Raw genomic sequence first — 16545 nt, 5'->3', positions numbered from 1 at the left:
CCCCCCCCCCCCCCCCCCCCCCCCCCCCCCCCCCCCCCCCCCCCCCCCCCCCCCCCCCCCCCCCCCCCCCCCCCCCCCCCCCCCCCCCCCCCGCTGCCGTCCGCCGGCCTCGTCCTCGGGCGGGAGCCCGGGGACGCCGGCCGGTCGCTGCCGCACCGCACCCGAGGAGGGCGCGCTGCCTGTGCGCTGCCGAGCCTGCCGCGCCCTACCCGCGCCCTGGACCGGCTGCGGTGAGGCCGGCCAGCAGATCGCGGGCGAGGCGGAGGTTCCGGTGGTCGGCCTCCAGCAGCGGCTCCGCCTCGCCGAGGGTCCGGACCAGCAGGGCACGGGCCTCGTCGGGCCGGCCCGCGGCGTTCAGGGCGCGGGCCCACTCCACCCGGGCGTAGATGGTGTGGGGGTGGTCGGGGCCCATGACCCGGGTGCGGTCGGCCGCCAGCGACTCCCAGGCCGCCACGGCCTCGGCGGTCCGCCCGGCCCGGGCGGCGAGGGCGGCGCGGCTGCTGCGGACGGCGAGGGTGTGCGGGTCGTCGGGGCCGAGGCAGCGCTCGGCGTCGGCCAGCAGCTCGGCCAACCGCTGCTCGGTCCGGGCGGGTTCGGCCGCGCTGTACCAGATGAGGCTGCGCCGGGTGGCCAGCACCTGGGGGTGTTCCGGGCCCTGGACGGGCAGCCGGTCGGCGAGGAGGCGGCCCAGCTGCCGGGCGGCCTCGACGGTGTCGCCTGACTGCCCGGTGAAGTAGGCGAGTTGGTGGCGGGCGGCGAGGGTGTCGGGGTGGCCGGGGCCGAGGACGGCCGCCGTGTCGGCGGCCAGGGCCGCGAACAGGGCGGCCGCGGCACGCGCGTTGCCGGCCTCGCCGGTGAAGAAGGCCTGCTGGTGGCGGGCGGCCAGGGTGTCCGGGTGGCGGGGCCCGAGCCGGCTCTCCCGCCGCCGGGTGATCCCGGCGAGCTCCGCGGCCGCCCGGCGTGGCCGCCCCGCGTCCCCCACGGTGATGGCGAGCAGGAAGTCGGCGCCGGACACCCCGCCCCGCCGGGCCCGGGACAGCGCCTCGGCGGCCCGGCGCGGGCGCCCTTCCTGGTGGGCCAGCAGCCCCATGTCGTACGCCTCGGCCGGCGTGACCCAGGTGGCCAGGGCACGCCACAGGTGGTCGGGGACCGGGGCCAGGCCCGGTGTGCCCAGCAGGTAGTCGAAGGCCGCGTACCCCTGGGTGTAGTTGCCGATCAGCAGTCCGCTGGTGGCGTACGCGGCCGCGCAGGCCCAGTTCATCGCCTCGGCGAAGGGCTCCGGTTGCAGGTCGCCGCCGCCGCGCGCGGCCAGGTAGGGCACGTGCAGCTCGCGCAGCCATTCCCGGCTCACCGGTCGGCGCAGCCCGGCCCGCCGGCAGTCCACGGCGGCGGCCACCACCGCCGCACCGCGCGGATTGGCGCCGGGCGCCCACGCGTTCTGCCAGGCGGCGAGCAACTCCGGCCCGGCCGCCAGGACTTCGGCGACCCCGAAGCGCTCCCCCGCCCGTAACGCCGCGCCGATCCGCGGGTCCTGCCGGTGGGCCGCGGCCCGCCGGCGCTCCTCCGGCGACCAGTGCCGGGCGAGCCGGACCACCTCAGCCCGCTGCAGTACGTCCCGCTGGGTGCGCCAGGCATCCCGGTCGGAGCCGGTGAGCCGGCTCTCCTCGCGGGCGTCGAAGCGGCGGTACTCCTCGGTGCGCATGGTGGCCAGCACCACGCGCCGGCCCGGCGGGGCGGCGGAGAGCCCGGCCAGCATGGCGGTGGTCAGGCCCCCGGCGCCGAGGAAGTCCTCCAGGTCGTCCAGCCACAGGACGGATCGCCGCCGGCGCGCGGCCGTCCGCAACGCCGACGGCAGCGCCGCCCGGCCGAGCGGGCGGACGAAGGCGTGCCGGGGGAAGAGCGAGCGGGCCACCTCGTGCGCCAGCCGGGACTTGCCGGCCGTGGACTCCCCCACGAGCAGGACGAACCCCGCCCGGCGGAGGGCCTCGCGCAGTTGCGGTTCCGCGTCGCGGCGGATGTAGGCGGGGGACGCGGCCGGGGTCCGGCTCCCGTCGGCGCGGTGCCCGTCCGCGGGGTGGGCTCCGGCCAGTTCGGGGCGGTCCACCTGGCGCAGCGAGGGGATCCGGCCGGCCGGGGTGCGCAGCAGGTCGTCCGCCCCGGCTGCCGTCGCGGCACCGGCCATCACGGTCCCGACCGTGGCCGGGCCCTGGTGCGGCCGGAGCCGTTCGGCGGCCAGGCCGGACAGGGTGGTCACGGCGGCGCCGATGCCGGTGGCCCAGGCCCCGCTGGTCCACACCGAGGCCAGGGCCAGCGCCGCCGCCCCGAGGCCCACCGCCCCGAGGTAGGCGGGCCAGCCGCCTGCGCGGCCGTTCCTCCGTACGAGCAACACCGGCATGCCGCCCCCCAGCCCATCCCGTGGTGGACCCCCATTCTCGCCCTGTTTGCCCGTTCGGTACCCCGGTCGGCGGGGCCGTGGCCGGCCGGCACCGGAATCCGTGACATACGTCACGGCGCCCGGGCCGAAAACGGAATCTACAGCCCCACATCCACCCGCCGACATTTCGAGATTTGTCCGTTTTGGAATCGACATTCCCCTCTCCGGTGGAAACGGAATCCACAGCACTCTCGCCCAATCCGGCGTTTTGCCTGCTCCCGACCGCTTCTGGCCGCCCATCAGGCCCTTCCCGGAGTTGCGGTACCGCGGCCATGCATGATCCGCGGCTCGATTCAAGCCCCGTTCCGGATCTCCTATGTGCATTAGTAGCAATAACTTGCCAGGCCGTTGCCGGGCTTTTAAGAATGGCGGCTCCTCCGGCGCCTTGCAGTTCGGGTGCCGGAAGCTTCGCGATCACCGAATGAGGTCACGCATGCAGAAGCACCGGAAGAAGAAAAAGCACTACAGGAAAATAGCGATCGCCGTCGGGGCCCTGGGAATCGTGGGTGTACCCACGGCCGCCATGGCCTGCCTGGGCGGGCAGGACGCCGGCCGTACGCAGGCCGCCTACAGGCACGAGATGCGCCCCTGGCAGGGCGCCCCCGCCTTCGCTGCGAGCTCCCCCGCCGCCGAGGCACCTGTGGCCCTCCCGACCCAGAGCAGCAGCCCCACGGCCGCCGAGAGCAGCCCGGAGGCCCCCGCGAAGCCGGTCGTGCAGGCACCCCGGCCCGCGCAGCAGCAGCCGACGAGGAAGCCGGTCGCCAGCGTAAAGCCGCAGGTCCCGGCGCCGACCACGCCGAAGACGACCGCGGCCCCGGCCTCCGGCGTCGCGGCCGAGATCCTCGCGCTCGTCAACCGGGAGCGCGCTGCCGTCGGTTGCCCGGCGCTCACCATCAACGCGAAGCTGACCGCCGCCGCCCAGAGCCACAGCCAGGACATGGCCGCGCACGCCAACATGTCCCACACGGGCTCCGACGGCTCCGACCCGGGCCGGCGCATCACCCGCGCCGGGTACACCTGGAGCACGTACGGCGAGAACGTCGCGTACGGCTACAGCACTCCCGCAGCGGTGATGGAGGGCTGGATGAACAGCCCCGGCCACAAGCGGAACATTCTCGATTGCTCCTTCAAGGAGATCGGCATCGGCTACGCACAGCCGAACCATTACTGGACGCAGGATTTCGGCGCGGCCCGCTGACATACCGCCACTGAAATGCAGCGCACAACACGCGTGTGGGGCGACCGGATTCCGGCCGCCCCACACGCGTATACGCGGCGGCAGCGACACACGGCCACACAGCACGAACCTGCTGCGACTCGGAGGGCGTACCGGGCGGGCGGCTGCGCCCTTTGACCTGAAGTGCGGTTGAGCTCCTAGCGTTTGCTCCGTTGATCATCTGACGGCGGGAGGGGAAGCTCGTGATTCTCGTGACGGGAGCCACCGGGAACATCGGCCGTGCTCTGGTGCAGGAACTGCGCGCCGGCGGTGCCGGGCCGCTCAGAGGGCTCACGCGTGATACGGCGGGGGCTTCGTTCCCCGAGGGTGTCGAGCCGGTGCGGGGCGACCTGGCCGATGCGGCCTCGTTGAAGCCCGCGCTGGAGGGTGTGCGCTCGCTGTTCCTGATACCGGGCATGGGCTCGGGTGCGGACGCCGAGGTCCTCGACGCCGCCCGGCAGGCCGGTGTGGAGCACGTGGTGCTGGTGTCGTCCATCACCGTCCAGACCCATCCGCACCTCGGCCCAGCCGCACAGCACCTCGCCACCGAGCAGCTGCTCAAGGACAGCGGGATGGCGTGGACGGTCCTCCGTCCCACGCAGTTCGCCTCGAACGCCCTGTGGTGGGCGGCGGCGATCCGCGGACGCCGACCGGTCCGGCTGCCGTACGCGGACATCGGACTGCCCACGATCCACCCCGGTGACATCGCTTCGGTGGCGCGGGCAGCGCTGGCCGGGGCCCGCCACCGGGGCCGGACGTATGCCCTGACCGGCCCGGAGCGGGTGACGGCGCGGCAGCAGGTGGCCGCCATCGCAGTGGCGCTGGGGCGGGAGGTGCCCGTGGCCGGCATCAGCCGGGAGGAGGCCCGCCGTGACATGGCCGCGTTCCTGGGGGACGAGGTCGCGGACGCCGTCCTCGATGTGACGGGCGGGGACGTCAACGAGGAGCTGCTGAGGGTCCGCGACACCGTTGCGCAGATCACGGGCTCTCCGGCGAGGCCGTTCCACCGGTGGGCGGCGGAGAACGCGGCCGCCTTCCGCTGACCCCGGCCTCAGCCGTCCCAGGACCAGTCGGCGACCTCGGGCAGGTCCGTACCGTGCTCGCGGATCCAGTCGTGGTGGCGCTGCCGGGTCTCCTCCATGCGCTGGCGTACGGCCGCGGATCGGACCGAGAGTCCGGGGACGCGGTCGATGACGTCCATGACCAGGCGGTAGCGGTCCAGTTCGTTGCGGACCACCATGTCGAACGGGGTGGTCGTCGTACCGATCTCCTGGTAGCCGCGCACGTGCAGGTTGCGGTGGCCGGTGCGGCGGTACGCCAGCCGGTGGACGAGCCACGGGTAGCCGTGGTAGGCGAAGATCACCGGCCGGTGGGTGGTGAACAGTCCGTCGTACTCGGCGTCGCCCATGCCGTGCGGGTGATCCCCGGCGGGCAGGAGACGGGCGATGTCCACGACGTTGACCACCCGCACGGCCAGGTCCGGCAGGTGGCTGCGCAGCAGTTGGGCGGCGGCCATGACCTCCTGGGTGGGGACGTCTCCGGCGCAGGCGAGGACCACGTCCGGCTCCCGGGTGCCGTCCTCGGTGCCGGCCCACGCCCAGATGCCGGCGCCTCGCGCGCAGTGGACCTTCGCCTGGTCCATCGACAGCCAGTCGAAGCAGGGCTGCTTGCCGGCGACGACCACGTTGACGTAGTCGCGGCTGCGCAGCACGTGGTCGGCCACGCACAGCAGGGTGTTGGCGTCCGGCGGCAGGTACACGCGGACCGCTTCGGGGCTCTTGTTGAGGACGTGGTCGACGAAGCCGGGGTCCTGGTGGGAGAAGCCGTTGTGGTCCTGCCGCCACACGTGTGAGGTGAGCAGGTAGTTGAGCGAGGCGATCGGGGCGCGCCACGGCAGGCGGCGGGTGGTGCGCAGCCATTTGATGTGCTGGTTGACCATCGAGTCGACGATGTGGACGAAGGCCTCGTAGCAGGAGAACAGTCCGTGCCGGCCGGTGAGGAGGTAGCCCTCCAGCCAGCCCTGGCAGGTGTGCTCGGACAGGATCTCCATCACCCGGCCGTGCCGTTCCAGGTGCTCGTCCACGTCGAGGATCTCGGCCTGCCAGGCCTTGCCGCTGGCCGCGTAGACGGCCTCGAGGCGGTTGGAGGCGGTCTCGTCGGGACCGACGAGGCGGAAGTCGCGCCGGTCGGAGGTGGCCCGCATCACGTCCTGGAGCATGTCCCCGAGGACCCGTGTGGGTTCGTGCCGGGTCGCGCCGGGTTTGTCGACGTCCACGGCGTGGCGTTCCAGCGGCGGCAGGGGCAGCTCGCGCAGCAGGAGTCCGCCGTTGGCGTGCCGGGTCGCACCGAGCCGGCGCGTGCCCTGCGGGATCCCGGCCAGCACCTCGGGGAGCGGGGCCCCGTACTCGTCGAACAGCTCCTCGGGCCGGTAGGAGCGCATCCACTCCTCCAGCTGCCGCAGGTGCTCCGGGTTGTCCCGTACGGCTGACAGCGGGACCTGGTGGGCACGCCAGGTGCCCTCCACGGGCAGGCCGTCCACCTCGGCGGGGCCGGTCCAGCCCTTCGGGGTGCGCAGCACGATCACGGGCCAGCGGGGCCGGTCGGTGCTGCCTCCGGCGCGGGCGGCCTGCTGCGCGGCGGCGATCCGGTCCAGGGCCGTGTCCACGGCGTGCGCCATCGCGCGGTGTACGGCGGCCGGGTCGTCGCCGGACACGTGGATCGGGTCGTGGCCGTAGCCGTGCATGAGGGCGTCGAGTTCGGTGCCGGGCAGCCGGGACAGCACCGTCGGGTTGGCGATCTTGTAGCCGTTGAGGTGCAGGATCGGCAGGACGGCGCCGTCGTGGACCGGGTCGAGGAACTTGTTGGAGTGCCAGGCGGCGGCGAGCGGCCCGGTCTCCGCCTCTCCGTCGCCGATCACGCAGGCGACCAGCAGGTCCGGGTTGTCGAGGGCGGCGCCGTACGCGTGGGAGAGCGCGTAGCCGAGCTCACCGCCCTCGTGGATGGAGCCCGGGGTCTCCGGGGCGACGTGGCTCGGCACACCGCCGGGGAAGGAGAACTGCCGGAAGAGCCGGGCCATCCCGGCCGCGTCCTGCGTGACGTCCGGATAGACCTCCGTGTACGAGCCCTCCAGCCAGGAGTTGGCCAGGACGGCCGGACCGCCGTGGCCGGGGCCCCAGACGCACAGGGCGTTCAGGTCGCGGGCCTTGATGACGCGGTTGAGGTGGGTGTGGACCAGGTTGAGTCCGGGCGAGGTGCCCCAATGGCCGAGCAGGCGCGGTTTGACGTGCTCGGGGCGCAGCGGCTCGGTCAGGAGGGGGTTGGCCATGAGGTAGATCTGCCCGACGGCGAGGTAGTTCGCCGCGCGCCAGTGGGCGTTCAGCGTGGTGAGCTCCTCCTCGGTGAGCCCGGCGCTCTCCGGTTGCGTGTCGACGGACATCACGACTCCTTTCGGGTGTCGGGGCGGAGGCGGTGACGGCATGGCGTGGCGGTCGGCGGTGGCGGGCGGCGGGCGAAGCGGCGGCGGTTCTTCCGCCCTGGGTGCACCGACTACCACCCTCGGCGGCCGGCGGGATGCCCGACAGGGCCGTTCGGGCCACACCACGGGGCGGAGTGGACCCACACGGCCCTGCGTCGGATCCCCTGGCCTCGCGGACGCGGCGGCAGGAGCGCCAGCGGCAGCGGCAGGCGGCCGCGGACATGCAGAAGGCCCCGGCCTCCTTGAGGAGGCCGGGGCCTTGATCGAGCGCTGGGCAGGCCTTGCACCTGCATCCCCCCACAGGAAGTGGGGTGCCTTTCCTTGGACCACCAACGCCAGTCCCACCACCGCTTCTTGCGGCGGCGAGCTCGGGATCGATCATAGCGCACCCGGGTGATGCCCGGACACCCCGGCAGGTGCGCCCCTGCGGAGAGGACGCCCACGGCCAACAATGGGACTACGCGCCTCCCGGGCACCGGGTCCGGCGTTGGCCGAAGTTCGCCCCGGCGGTCTCGACAGGAAACGACCCCCTCCCTACAGTCCCGGTCTGCCCCGCCCAGAGCGACAGCCGTCGGGGCTGGGGCCCACCGAGAGGAGCCACTTTTGAAACGCCGGATCGCCTCCGTCCTCAGCGTTGCCGCGCTCGCGGTCGGAGTACTGGGTGTCACCGCGCCGTCGGCGAGTGCGGCGCCCGGAGGATGCTCGTACACTTCGTCGTCCTATCGGCCGACCCTCCAGCAAGGCAGCACGGGAGCGGCGGTGAAACAGGCGCAGTGCCTGTCGAACATCTGGGGCGGAGTCCCCAAGCTGACCGTCGACGGCATCTTCGGCAGCCGCACCCAAACCAAGATCAAGTGGATCCAGGGCTGTCACGGCCTCGCCAAGGACGGCATCGTCGGCCCCAAGACCTGGGCCGTCCTCTACGACCCCGTTCCGGACTGCTACGACCCCTACCCGGGGTAGACCGCCGCCGGCCTGCACCGACCGCCCGGACCGAGCACCGTGTCGTGCCTCGGCCCGGGCAGTCTCGTTTTCCGATGCCCGACGGCTTCCCCGCCCTCCGCCCACCGCCCACGACAAAGCACCTTCCGCCATTCACAAGTTGAAGCTGCGTCGAAAAACCCGGTCGATGAAACGCAGGAAAGCGGCTGAATTGCACGGATCCGTTGGGGATGGCAACGTTGTCATCTCGTTAATAATTCACTTCTTGACGATGGCTGGAAAGCCCAGTTGACTGCCTCTACCTCGGCCGCAAGGACACGGCCCTGTCATGGAGGTTTACATCGTGAACACGCATCTGGGCCGTGCCGCCGTTGCCGTCGCCGCTTCCGCGATGGCCGTCTCGCTCACCGCCTGCGGCAGTGCGGAGGACGGCGACGGAAGACCGGGCGGCTCCGCCAAGGGCGACGAGATCAAGGTCGGCCTGCTGCTGCCGGAGAACCAGACCGCGCGTTACGAGAAGTTCGACAAGCCGCTCATCGAGAAGGAAGTCGCCAAGTTCACGCGCGGCAAGGGCGAAGTGGTCTACGCCAATGCCAAGCAGGACGCGGCCGTCCAGAGTTCTCAGGTCGACATCATGATCACCAATAAGGTGGACGTCCTGATCATCGACGCGGTGGATTCCAAGGCCATCGCCGGCGCGGTCAAGAAGGCCAAGGAGGCCGGCATCCCGGTCGTCGCCTACGACCGCCTCGCCGAGGGCCCGATCGACGCCTACACCTCCTTCGACAACGAGGACGTCGGCCGGATCCAGGGCAAGGCGCTGCTGGAGGCGCTGGGCGACAAGGCCAGGGACGGCCAGATCGTCATGATGAACGGTTCGGTCACCGACCCGAACGCCAAGCAGTTCAAGTCCGGGGCGCATTCCGTCCTCGACGGCAAGGTGACCGTCGGCAGGGAGTACGACACCGTCGAGTGGAAGCCGGAGAACGCCAACACGAACATGGCTGCGGCTCTCACGGCGCTCGGCAAGACCAGGATCGTCGGCGTCTACTCGGCCAACGACGGAATGGCGGGCGGCATCATCACCGCCCTCAAGGCCGCCGGGGTCACCAACCTTCCCCCGGTCACCGGCCAGGACGCCGAGCTGGCCGGTGTGCAGCGGGTCGTCGCGGGCGACCAGCACATGACCGTCTACAAGCGGTACGCCCCCGAGGCCGCGGCCGCCGCGGAGATGGCCGTCGCCCTCGCCAAGGGCGAGCGCATCGACGGGATCATCAACCAGAAGGTGGACAGCCCCACCACCAAGGGCGTGCCGTCGGTGCTCGTCCCGGGTATCGCGCTCACCAAGGACAACGTCAGGACCACCGTGGTCGAGGACGGCGTCTACACGATCGCCGAAATCTGCACGGACAAGTACAAGGCCGCCTGCGAGGAGATCGGCCTGAAGCAGTAGGCGGAGCCCCGGAGGCTCCGGAGCCTCCGCGCTCGGGCAGGGGTGCGTGCCCGGCGCGGTGGACTTCGGCGAACCGGCCCGGCGGCCGGCACGGCTGATGTCCGCCTCGCGGCGGCCGGCGGCCGGCGCCCGGCACCGGATGAACCGGGCGGACTTCGCGCAGGCCGCCCCGTTCGGGTGAGCCGCCCCGTTCGGGTGAGCCGCCCCGTTCGGGTGAGTTTCAGCGCGGTCCGCCCCGGTCACGCCGCCGGATTCGGACAACCGCAGGGGTTCCGGCGCGGTCGAAGCCCTTCCGGGGGCTTGTCCGCGGGACGACTGGGCAGCATGTTCGTCGCCCTCCCCGCCCCCCGTTGGAAGGAGACCCGAGCGTGCGCCCTGCTGCCTCCGGCGAACCGCACGGAACCGCTGCCCTGCTGGTCGATTCGCGCGGCAGGTACCTGCTCCGCCTCCGTGACGCGAACAAGCAGCCCATCTGCGATCCCGGCACCTGGTCCCTCCCCGGCGGGAACCGCGAGGCGGGCGAAAGCTGCCGGGAAGCAGTGGAGCGCGAGCTGCTGGAGGGGACCGGCCTGGTGCTGCCCCTGGAGCCGTTCGCGGTGGTCGACGCCCGCGGCCCCGACGGGGCCAGTGGCCGTGTCCAGGTCTACCTCGGGCACTGGGACGGCAACGCCGACGCCCTCCCCCTCACCGACGGGGTCGTCTTCCGGCACTTCGAGCCCGAGCGGATCCCGTATCCGGCCATGTGCCCCTGGACGCAGGAGGCCATCGACCTCCACCGGAGCGCCGAGCCGCGGCCACCGGTACGGGTCCGGGGCGGAAGCGGCGGCGGAGGGCGGGCGCGGCCGCACCTCATCGGTGTCCACCTCTACCTGGAGCGGGCGGGCGCGGTGCTGCTGGGGCTGCGGCACCCCGACGCCGCGTACGGGGGCGCCGCGCACCACTTCCTCGCCGGGCACTGCGAACAGGAATCCGCGGTGAGTTGTCTGGTCAGGGAAGCGGAGGAGGAGGCCGGTCTCGTGATCGACCCGGCGGACACCGAACTGGCCCATGTCGTGCACGTGGTGGACCACCCGGGCGGGCAGCCGCGGATTCAGCTCGTCTTCCGCGCCCGCCGCTGGCGGGGAGAGCCCGAGGTGCGCGAGCCGGACCGCTGTGTGTCCTGGGGCTGGTGGCCGGCCGACGCGCTCCCGGACCCGATCGTCCCGTACGCCCGGACCGCGATCGAGGGGATCCGCGCCGGACGCCCGTACAGCGAACTCGGTTGGGGCTGAGGCGTCATGGTGAGTCTGCCCGGTGACGCTTCCGCTGCCTCCGCCCCGCCGCGATCGTCGAAGCCCGTGCCGCCCGTGCCGCCCGTGCCGCCCGAGCAGCCCGAGCAGCGGCAGCCGTCCGATCCGCACACCGGAAGCGCCCCGCACGCCGGAAGCGCCCCGCACGCCGGAAGCGCCCCGCCCCGCCGCGAGCGCTACGCGCTGCCCGTCGACGTCCACCTGATCCTGCGCCGCGACGGCGAAAAGGGCCCGGAGGTCCTGCTGTCCCGGCGCGCCGGACCGGTGTACGCGTCCGGTCTGTGGCACCTGCCGTCGGGACACCTGGACGGGCCCACGACGACATGGTGGAAGGGGTGATCCGTGAGGCCGCGGAGGAGACCGGCATCGTCATCGACCGCGTGGACGTGGCGCTGGCGACCACGGTCCACCACCGCAGCCCCCGCGGCCGGGCCAGGATCGGCGTGTTCTTCGAGGTCCGGCGCTTCGCCGGCGAGCCGCGGGCCATGGAGCCCGCCGTCTGCGACGCCATGAGCTGGTACCCCCTCGATGCGCTGCCGGAGCCGATGGTGGCGTATTGCCGGGCCGGCTTGGACGCGTACTGCGGCGGCCATCCCGGCGCCGTCCACTTCCAGCAGCCCGGCGAGCCCGTCCCCCCACCGGGAGGACGGGCAGCACTCGACCCGGACCCGCCTCCTGACCGGGACCGGGCCCTCCCCCGTGGCCGGCCCGTCGCGGGCGCTGTTGGCCTTCGCGGAGCGCGCGGTGGGGCGTATCGCCGGGGCCGAGGACGTCTCCTGGGCCCGGCAGGGGAACAAGGTCTGGCGACTCACCAGCGCCGGCGGCGGGACCTGGTACCTCAAGCGGCACGCGGGGCCCCGTTTCCACCAGCGGGAGGTGGCCGCGTACCGGCAGTGGGTTCCCGCGCTCGGCGGCAGGGCGCCGCAGCTCGTCGCCGCGGACGAGGAACTCCACGCCGCCGCTCTCGCGCCCCTCGGGCTGGTGCTCACGCACGGGGATCTCCAGCCGATTCACTAGGCAAGTGCGTTGTCGGGATCAAAGTTGTCGGGTCAAAGTTGGGCCGCCACAGGTGATTCTTGGCCAGCCAAAGAGCGACCAGCAGCCGTGCGTGGATCGCCCCACGCAGCAATGCCGGCTCACTGGGTGCTCACAAACCTCCTGCCGAACTGCTTCTCGACCGTCGCCACCGGGGCGGCTGCCGCGAGGGCTCACTCCCGGCTTGGGCAGATCACGCGGTACGCGCGGGGACCTTGGCCGTCTCCGAGCGGAAGCCGTGGCCCACCTCGGGAGCGAGGCCGTGGTAGTGGCGGAAGTTGTAGATGAGCGGGCTCCACATCTCGGGGTCGACGTGGTGCGTGCCGGGGACGACGATGCGTTCGTGGGCGTGGACCCGGAGCACCTCGCACTCGACGGCGAAGAAGCGGCCCTGGCCGCCCGGGTTCAGTGCGACGGCCCTGGCCTCGAGCTGGAGTGGGGACTCGGCGACGCGGGGCGGCCGTACGAGATCGGAGGGGTGCGGGGTGAGTCCGGCGGCGGCGAACTTGTCGGGCTCGTAGCGGTAGACCGCCCGCTTGCTCTCAGGGACGGGGTTGGCGCCGGTGAGCGGCGCGAGGCGCTCGACCTGCTCCCACAGCTCGGGGAAGGCGAGGTTGATCACCACGTCCGACCGCTCGGCCAGGTTCCGCAGCGTCTGGTTCTCGCTGCCCAGGCCGAGGACGACGTTCTGTCCCAGGGCCCAGGCGGAGGAGATGGGGGCGAGGTTGAAGGTGCCGTCCTCGTTCTCGGTGGTAAGCAGGACCACCGGGGTTCCGAAGTAGAGGATGCTCGGGCGGATCACTCGATGCGTGTCAGTCGTCATGCAGAAGACGCTAGGCGCGCGACCTTTCGATGGGCATCGAAGTGACGGTTGCCGACAATGGACCTGTGACCAGCACCGACGTGTACGCCGAAGAGCCGGATCTCGCCGCTCTGGCAGCCCTCCTGGCCGACCGGACGCGCGCTGCGTTCTGTCTCGCCCTGCTGGACGGCCGGGCCTGGACGGCGACCGAACTGGCGGGCCTCGCGGGCGTCGCGCCGTCCACCGCGACGAGCCACCTCAACAAGCTGGTGGCTGGCGGCCTGCTGGCCGAGGAACGCAAGGGCCGCAACCGCTATGTCCGGCTCGCCGATCCGGGCATCGCCGAGATGATCGAAGCACTCGCCGCACGGGCCCCTCAGCATCCGGTGCCGGTGCGTTCCCTCACCGCGGCCCGCCGTCACCGGGATCTGGCCTTCGCCCGTATCTGTTTCGACCACCTGGCCGGCTCGCTGGCCGTCGCGATCACGGACGCGATGACCGCCGAAGGGTTTCTGGCCTGGGACTACGGGCCGACGCTCACCGCCGCGGGAGCCCGCTGGATGAGATATCTCGGCATCGTCGACGAACCCACCGCATCGTCGCCCCGCCCACATGTGCGGACGTGTATCGACTGGACCGAGCAACGGCTTCACTTGGCGGGCGGTGTCGGGGCCGCGGTCTTCCGGCACGCGGTCGAGCAGTCCTGGCTGGTCCACGCGCGCGACACGCGGGTCTTGAAGCTGACCGACGACGGCCGCAGCGCACTCCGCCTGCACCTGCGGATGACGGACGCGGCCCTCACGGCTGACTGAAGCCCGCACCCGCCCGCCCGTCGAGGCACGGCAGCAGGGACGCCGCGCGTTCGCCGTGCGGATCGTCACCGCGACAGTGCAGTTCGCCATGGTTCGTGGTCGCTCTGGCACAGCCGCCCAGCGATCTCGGCGATTCCGCTCACCTTCCGTGCCGATGGCGCGACCCAGCCCCCTGGCGCGCGAGGAAGGTCTCCTGTGCGCTCGAAGATGTCCAGGAGGTTCGCCAGATGATGATCCGGATCTCCGACCGGGACCTTGCAGGCTCGGAAGCGCGCCAGGAGATCCTGTCCGGCTCGAACCCGGTCCCGCGCCACTCGAACGTCGTGCCGCAGCGCGGTCATGATCCGCTGCATGGACACGTCATCGTAGGCCGACACGTCAGCGATGTCAGTCACCTCAGGCAGCCGCTGGTCCTGCGGTTCGGGGAGCCGCCCGCCGCGGTGCTCCTTCGTGCCCGGCTCGTGGAGGGCCTCGTGGAGGAGGGCTGGGCGGACACCCCGGAGCTGCGGGAGGCGTTCGCCCGTGTACCCCGGCACGCCTTCCTCCCCGAGCAGCCGCTGGACCTCGCCTACGCCAACGAGGCCGTCGCCGCCGCAGTCGCCGGTAAGCCGGGCGGATCGGGCGGATCCGGTGGATCGGGCGGATCGGCCGGACCCCGCCCCTGGACGCGCCCGCTGTCCCAGCCCGAGGTGCAGGCCGTCATGCTCCGGCGCGCCGATCTGCGTCCGGGCCAACGGGTGCTGGAGATCGGGGGCGACGGCTACAGCGCCGGCCTGATCGCCGAACTGGTCGGTGAGAGCGGGTCCGTGGTGTCCGTGCAGACCGATCCGTACGTCCACGCGCGGACCGTCCGCTTCGTGGCGGAGACCGGGTACGCCGACCGCGTACGGCCCGCCCTCGACGGCGGCACGCACGGGGTCCGGGCGCATCTGCTGCCCGCGGGCGGGTTCGACGCCGTCCTGGTCACCGCCGCAGCCGACGACGTACCGACGGCCTGGCGCGACCGGCTCGCCGAGGGCGGCCGGCTCGTGCTCCCGCTCCGCCTCGGCGGCTGTACCCGGGTGATCGGGTTCACCAAGCGCCGCGGGGTGCTGTACTCCGGCGCCGTCAGCCCGTGCGGGCCCGTGCCGATCGGGGAGACGGGGTACGGGATCCGCTGGGAGGACACTCCGCCCCGGCCGCTCGACGGACTTGAGCGGGCCGTTGCGGGCAGGGAATCCGGCAGGGAATCCGACGGGGGATCCGTCGAGCAGTGGACCGGTGTGACCGTACGCGGCGGCGAGTCGCGGGAGGCTCTGGAGCTGTGGCTGGCCACCACCCTGACCGGGTTCTGCCGGCTGACCGGCGACGGCAGGCGGCCGGGGGCCCTCCGGCTGCCGGACGGGCACGAAGCCGCGGCGGTGGTCACGGGCGGATCGTTGGCCTGCCTGGTGCAGCGCCGTACCGAGCACGACGACGAGTCGACGGGCGCGGCCCGTTGGGAGTTCGGGGTGCAGGCCGTCGGCCCGGACGGCAAGTCGGCCGCGGACGCCATGGCGGCCGCCGTCCTGGCCTGGGACCGGGAGCTCCGCGAGCAAGGTACTGACCCGACCACCCCGGCCCTGACCCCGATCCTGGCCCCGCTCCTGACCCTGGCCGTGTATCCGGCCGGAACCCCCGGACGACCGGCTGCCTGCGGGGCACGTCGTGGACAAGCCGCGCTGCCGGATCGTGTGCCGGTGGCTTCCCGCCCGCGGCGGAGGCGAGGAGGCCGTCCGGTGAGCGCAGCCGTCACGCCCCTGCCCAGCCTGCTCGCGGGACGCGCACGGCCGGCTGACCGGTCACCCGACCGCGTCCACACGCACCGCGTGGCACCGCCGGCCGTGGGCCCGCTCCTGACCCGGTTGGGGAAGCCGGTCGGTTCCGTGCCGGACGAGCACGTCACGGCGGCTGTGGACGTACGGCCCCGGCTGGAGGTCCCCCTCGGCCCCCTCGGCCCGGCTCGTGTCCGGATGTGACGGAACACCGTCATTGCGGCCGCGGGCGACGGGCCTGACGATGGGTGCATGTCCACGACCCGTCGCGTCGTCATCGCGGTCTTCCCCGATGTCGACCTCCTCGATGTCACCGGCCCGGCCGAGGTGTTCGCGCTGGCCAACCGGGAGACCGGCGGCCGGGCGGGCTACCGTGTGCAGTTGGCGGGCCCGGCCTCCGGCGCGGTCGCCACGTCGGCGGGCGTACGGCTCGTCACGGACCTCACGTTCGCCGAGGTGGACGGCGTATTGGACACACTGCTGGTGCCCGGCGCCGTGGACCTCCACCCCGACGGGCCGGTCGCCCGGACCGACCCGGACGTGGTGGCCTGGATCAAGACGACCGCGCCGCTGGCCCGGCGGGTGGCGTCGGTGTGCGTGGGCGCACACCTGCTGGCCGAGGCCGGGCTGCTGGACGGCAAGACGGCCACCACCCACTGGTCGACGGCCGCGCAGCTGGCGGCCGACCACCCGGCGGTGGCCGTCGACCCGGACCCCATCTTCGTACGGTGCGGGAACGTGTGGACCGGCGCCGGGATCAGCGCCTGCATGGACCTCGCCCTGGCGATGGTGGCCGAGGACCTGGGCGAGGAGGTGGCCCTGGCGGTCGCGCGCCAGCTGGTCATGTACCTCAAACGGCAGGGCGGCCAGAGCCAGTTCTCGGTCCCGCTGAGCCGGCCCGCCACTTCCCGCCGGGACATCGACGAGCTGCGGATGTTCATCTCCGACCACCTGGACGGAGACCTCTCCACGGCGGCCCTCGCGGAGCGGATGCGGCTGAGCGAACGCCACTTCGCCCGGGTCTTCCGCCAGGAGACCGGCACCACGCCGGGCGTCTACGTCGAAGCCGCCCGGGTGGAGGCGGCCCGCCGCCTGCTGGAGAGCACCGACCAGCCCCTGGACCGGGTCGCGGCCGCCTGCGGACTGGGCTCGGTGGAAACCCTGCACCGGGCGCTGCGCAAGCAGATCGGCACCACCCCGGCGGCCTACCGCCGCCGCTTCCGTACCACCACCGGCTGACGCCTCCCCTGTTCGCGAGCGGACCCCGGCCGGCCTTGCCGTGCCCGAGCCCGCC

Annotated in this window: 14 protein-coding genes and 1 pseudogene; 12 read left to right on the top strand and 3 right to left on the bottom strand. The window is 72.9% G+C overall.

Features of this window, described 5'->3' with window-relative positions; all coding sequences use genetic code 11:
* Positions 1 to 205: 205 nt before the first annotated feature.
* The gene (locus AC068A_RS30860) at positions 206 to 2395 is read right to left on the bottom strand and encodes a tetratricopeptide repeat protein (protein WP_478589559.1); all 2190 of its coding nucleotides are present in this window, start codon (positions 2393 to 2395) and stop codon (positions 206 to 208) included.
* Positions 2396 to 2867: 472 nt separating this feature from the next.
* Here AC068A_RS30860 and AC068A_RS30855 point away from each other — a divergent pair, with 472 nt between their 5' ends.
* Together AC068A_RS30855 and AC068A_RS30850 are read left to right on the top strand one after the other, a co-directional pair.
* Positions 2868 to 3632 carry a CAP domain-containing protein gene (locus tag AC068A_RS30855; RefSeq protein ID WP_478589558.1) on the top strand — a complete coding sequence of 255 codons (765 nt, stop codon included), beginning with the start codon at positions 2868 to 2870 and terminating at the stop codon, positions 3630 to 3632.
* 221 nt (positions 3633 to 3853) lie between these two features.
* Complete coding sequence (locus tag AC068A_RS30850; protein ID WP_478589557.1) at positions 3854 to 4693, top strand: SDR family oxidoreductase; 840 nt, start codon at positions 3854 to 3856, stop codon at positions 4691 to 4693.
* Positions 4694 to 4701: 8 nt separating this feature from the next.
* Here the strand turns inward: AC068A_RS30850 and AC068A_RS30845 are convergent, their stop codons facing one another.
* Positions 4702 to 7086, bottom strand: a complete 2385-nt coding sequence (locus tag AC068A_RS30845) for a phosphoketolase family protein (protein ID WP_478589556.1) — start codon at positions 7084 to 7086, stop codon at positions 4702 to 4704.
* Positions 7087 to 7884: 798 nt separating this feature from the next.
* On the opposite strand from AC068A_RS30845, the gene AC068A_RS30840 reads away from it, so the two are divergent.
* From AC068A_RS30840 to AC068A_RS30810, 7 genes and pseudogenes are all read left to right on the top strand, one after another.
* Positions 7885 to 8088: a peptidoglycan-binding domain-containing protein gene (locus AC068A_RS30840; protein ID WP_478589555.1), complete on the top strand. Its 204-nt coding sequence runs from the start codon at positions 7885 to 7887 to the stop codon at positions 8086 to 8088.
* A gap of 370 nt (positions 8089 to 8458) precedes the next feature.
* A complete protein-coding gene (locus AC068A_RS30835; RefSeq protein ID WP_478589562.1) occupies positions 8459 to 9520 on the top strand; it encodes a sugar ABC transporter substrate-binding protein in 1062 nt (353 codons plus the stop codon).
* A gap of 46 nt (positions 9521 to 9566) precedes the next feature.
* Positions 9567 to 9701 carry a hypothetical protein gene (locus tag AC068A_RS30830; RefSeq protein ID WP_478589554.1) on the top strand — a complete coding sequence of 45 codons (135 nt, stop codon included), beginning with the start codon at positions 9567 to 9569 and terminating at the stop codon, positions 9699 to 9701.
* Positions 9702 to 9888: 187 nt separating this feature from the next.
* Positions 9889 to 10791 carry an NUDIX hydrolase gene (locus AC068A_RS30825; RefSeq protein WP_478589553.1) on the top strand — a complete coding sequence of 301 codons (903 nt, stop codon included), beginning with the start codon at positions 9889 to 9891 and terminating at the stop codon, positions 10789 to 10791.
* Positions 10792 to 10857: 66 nt separating this feature from the next.
* A complete protein-coding gene (locus tag AC068A_RS30820; RefSeq protein ID WP_478589552.1) occupies positions 10858 to 11148 on the top strand; it encodes a hypothetical protein in 291 nt (96 codons plus the stop codon).
* Positions 11133 to 11294: pseudogene (locus tag AC068A_RS30815) on the top strand (NUDIX hydrolase); the annotation flags it as partial. The gene AC068A_RS30820 and the pseudogene AC068A_RS30815, both read left to right, overlap by 16 nt.
* 259 nt (positions 11295 to 11553) lie before the next feature.
* Positions 11554 to 11826, top strand: coding sequence for a hypothetical protein (locus tag AC068A_RS30810; RefSeq protein WP_478589563.1), 273 nt, complete (start codon positions 11554 to 11556; stop codon positions 11824 to 11826).
* Positions 11827 to 12037: 211 nt separating this feature from the next.
* Here the strand turns inward: AC068A_RS30810 and AC068A_RS30805 are convergent, their stop codons facing one another.
* Positions 12038 to 12667: a flavin reductase family protein gene (locus AC068A_RS30805; RefSeq protein ID WP_478589551.1), complete on the bottom strand. Its 630-nt coding sequence runs from the start codon at positions 12665 to 12667 to the stop codon at positions 12038 to 12040.
* A 29-nt stretch (positions 12668 to 12696) separates the two neighbouring features.
* Between AC068A_RS30805 and AC068A_RS30800 the strand changes: the two genes are divergently transcribed.
* From AC068A_RS30800 to AC068A_RS30790, 3 genes are all read left to right on the top strand, one after another.
* Positions 12697 to 13458, top strand: a complete 762-nt coding sequence (locus AC068A_RS30800; protein WP_478589550.1) for an ArsR/SmtB family transcription factor — start codon at positions 12697 to 12699, stop codon at positions 13456 to 13458.
* A gap of 227 nt (positions 13459 to 13685) precedes the next feature.
* The gene (locus AC068A_RS30795) at positions 13686 to 15455 is read left to right on the top strand and encodes a class I SAM-dependent methyltransferase (RefSeq protein ID WP_478589549.1); all 1770 of its coding nucleotides are present in this window, start codon (positions 13686 to 13688) and stop codon (positions 15453 to 15455) included.
* 48 nt (positions 15456 to 15503) lie between these two features.
* Positions 15504 to 16490, top strand: coding sequence for a GlxA family transcriptional regulator (locus AC068A_RS30790; RefSeq protein WP_478589548.1), 987 nt, complete (start codon positions 15504 to 15506; stop codon positions 16488 to 16490).
* Positions 16491 to 16545: the final 55 nt, after the last annotated feature.

This window comes from Streptomyces sp. NPDC043854 (assembly GCF_056436005.1).
This window is presented reverse-complemented; position numbering and strand designations above follow the sequence as displayed.

Coding starts and splice junctions, on each gene's coding strand:
- AC068A_RS30860 (WP_478589559.1), bottom strand. CDS start 2,395: ATGCCGGTGTTGCTCGTACGGAGGAACGGCCGCGCAGGCGGCTGGCCC.
- AC068A_RS30855 (WP_478589558.1), top strand. CDS start 2,868: ATGCAGAAGCACCGGAAGAAGAAAAAGCACTACAGGAAAATAGCGATC.
- AC068A_RS30845 (WP_478589556.1), bottom strand. CDS start 7,086: ATGTCCGTCGACACGCAACCGGAGAGCGCCGGGCTCACCGAGGAGGAG.
- AC068A_RS30835 (WP_478589562.1), top strand. CDS start 8,459: ATGGCCGTCTCGCTCACCGCCTGCGGCAGTGCGGAGGACGGCGACGGA.
- AC068A_RS30805 (WP_478589551.1), bottom strand. CDS start 12,667: ATGACGACTGACACGCATCGAGTGATCCGCCCGAGCATCCTCTACTTC.
- AC068A_RS30800 (WP_478589550.1), top strand. CDS start 12,697: ATGGGCATCGAAGTGACGGTTGCCGACAATGGACCTGTGACCAGCACC.
- AC068A_RS30795 (WP_478589549.1), top strand. CDS start 13,686: ATGATGATCCGGATCTCCGACCGGGACCTTGCAGGCTCGGAAGCGCGC.
- AC068A_RS30790 (WP_478589548.1), top strand. CDS start 15,504: ATGTCCACGACCCGTCGCGTCGTCATCGCGGTCTTCCCCGATGTCGAC.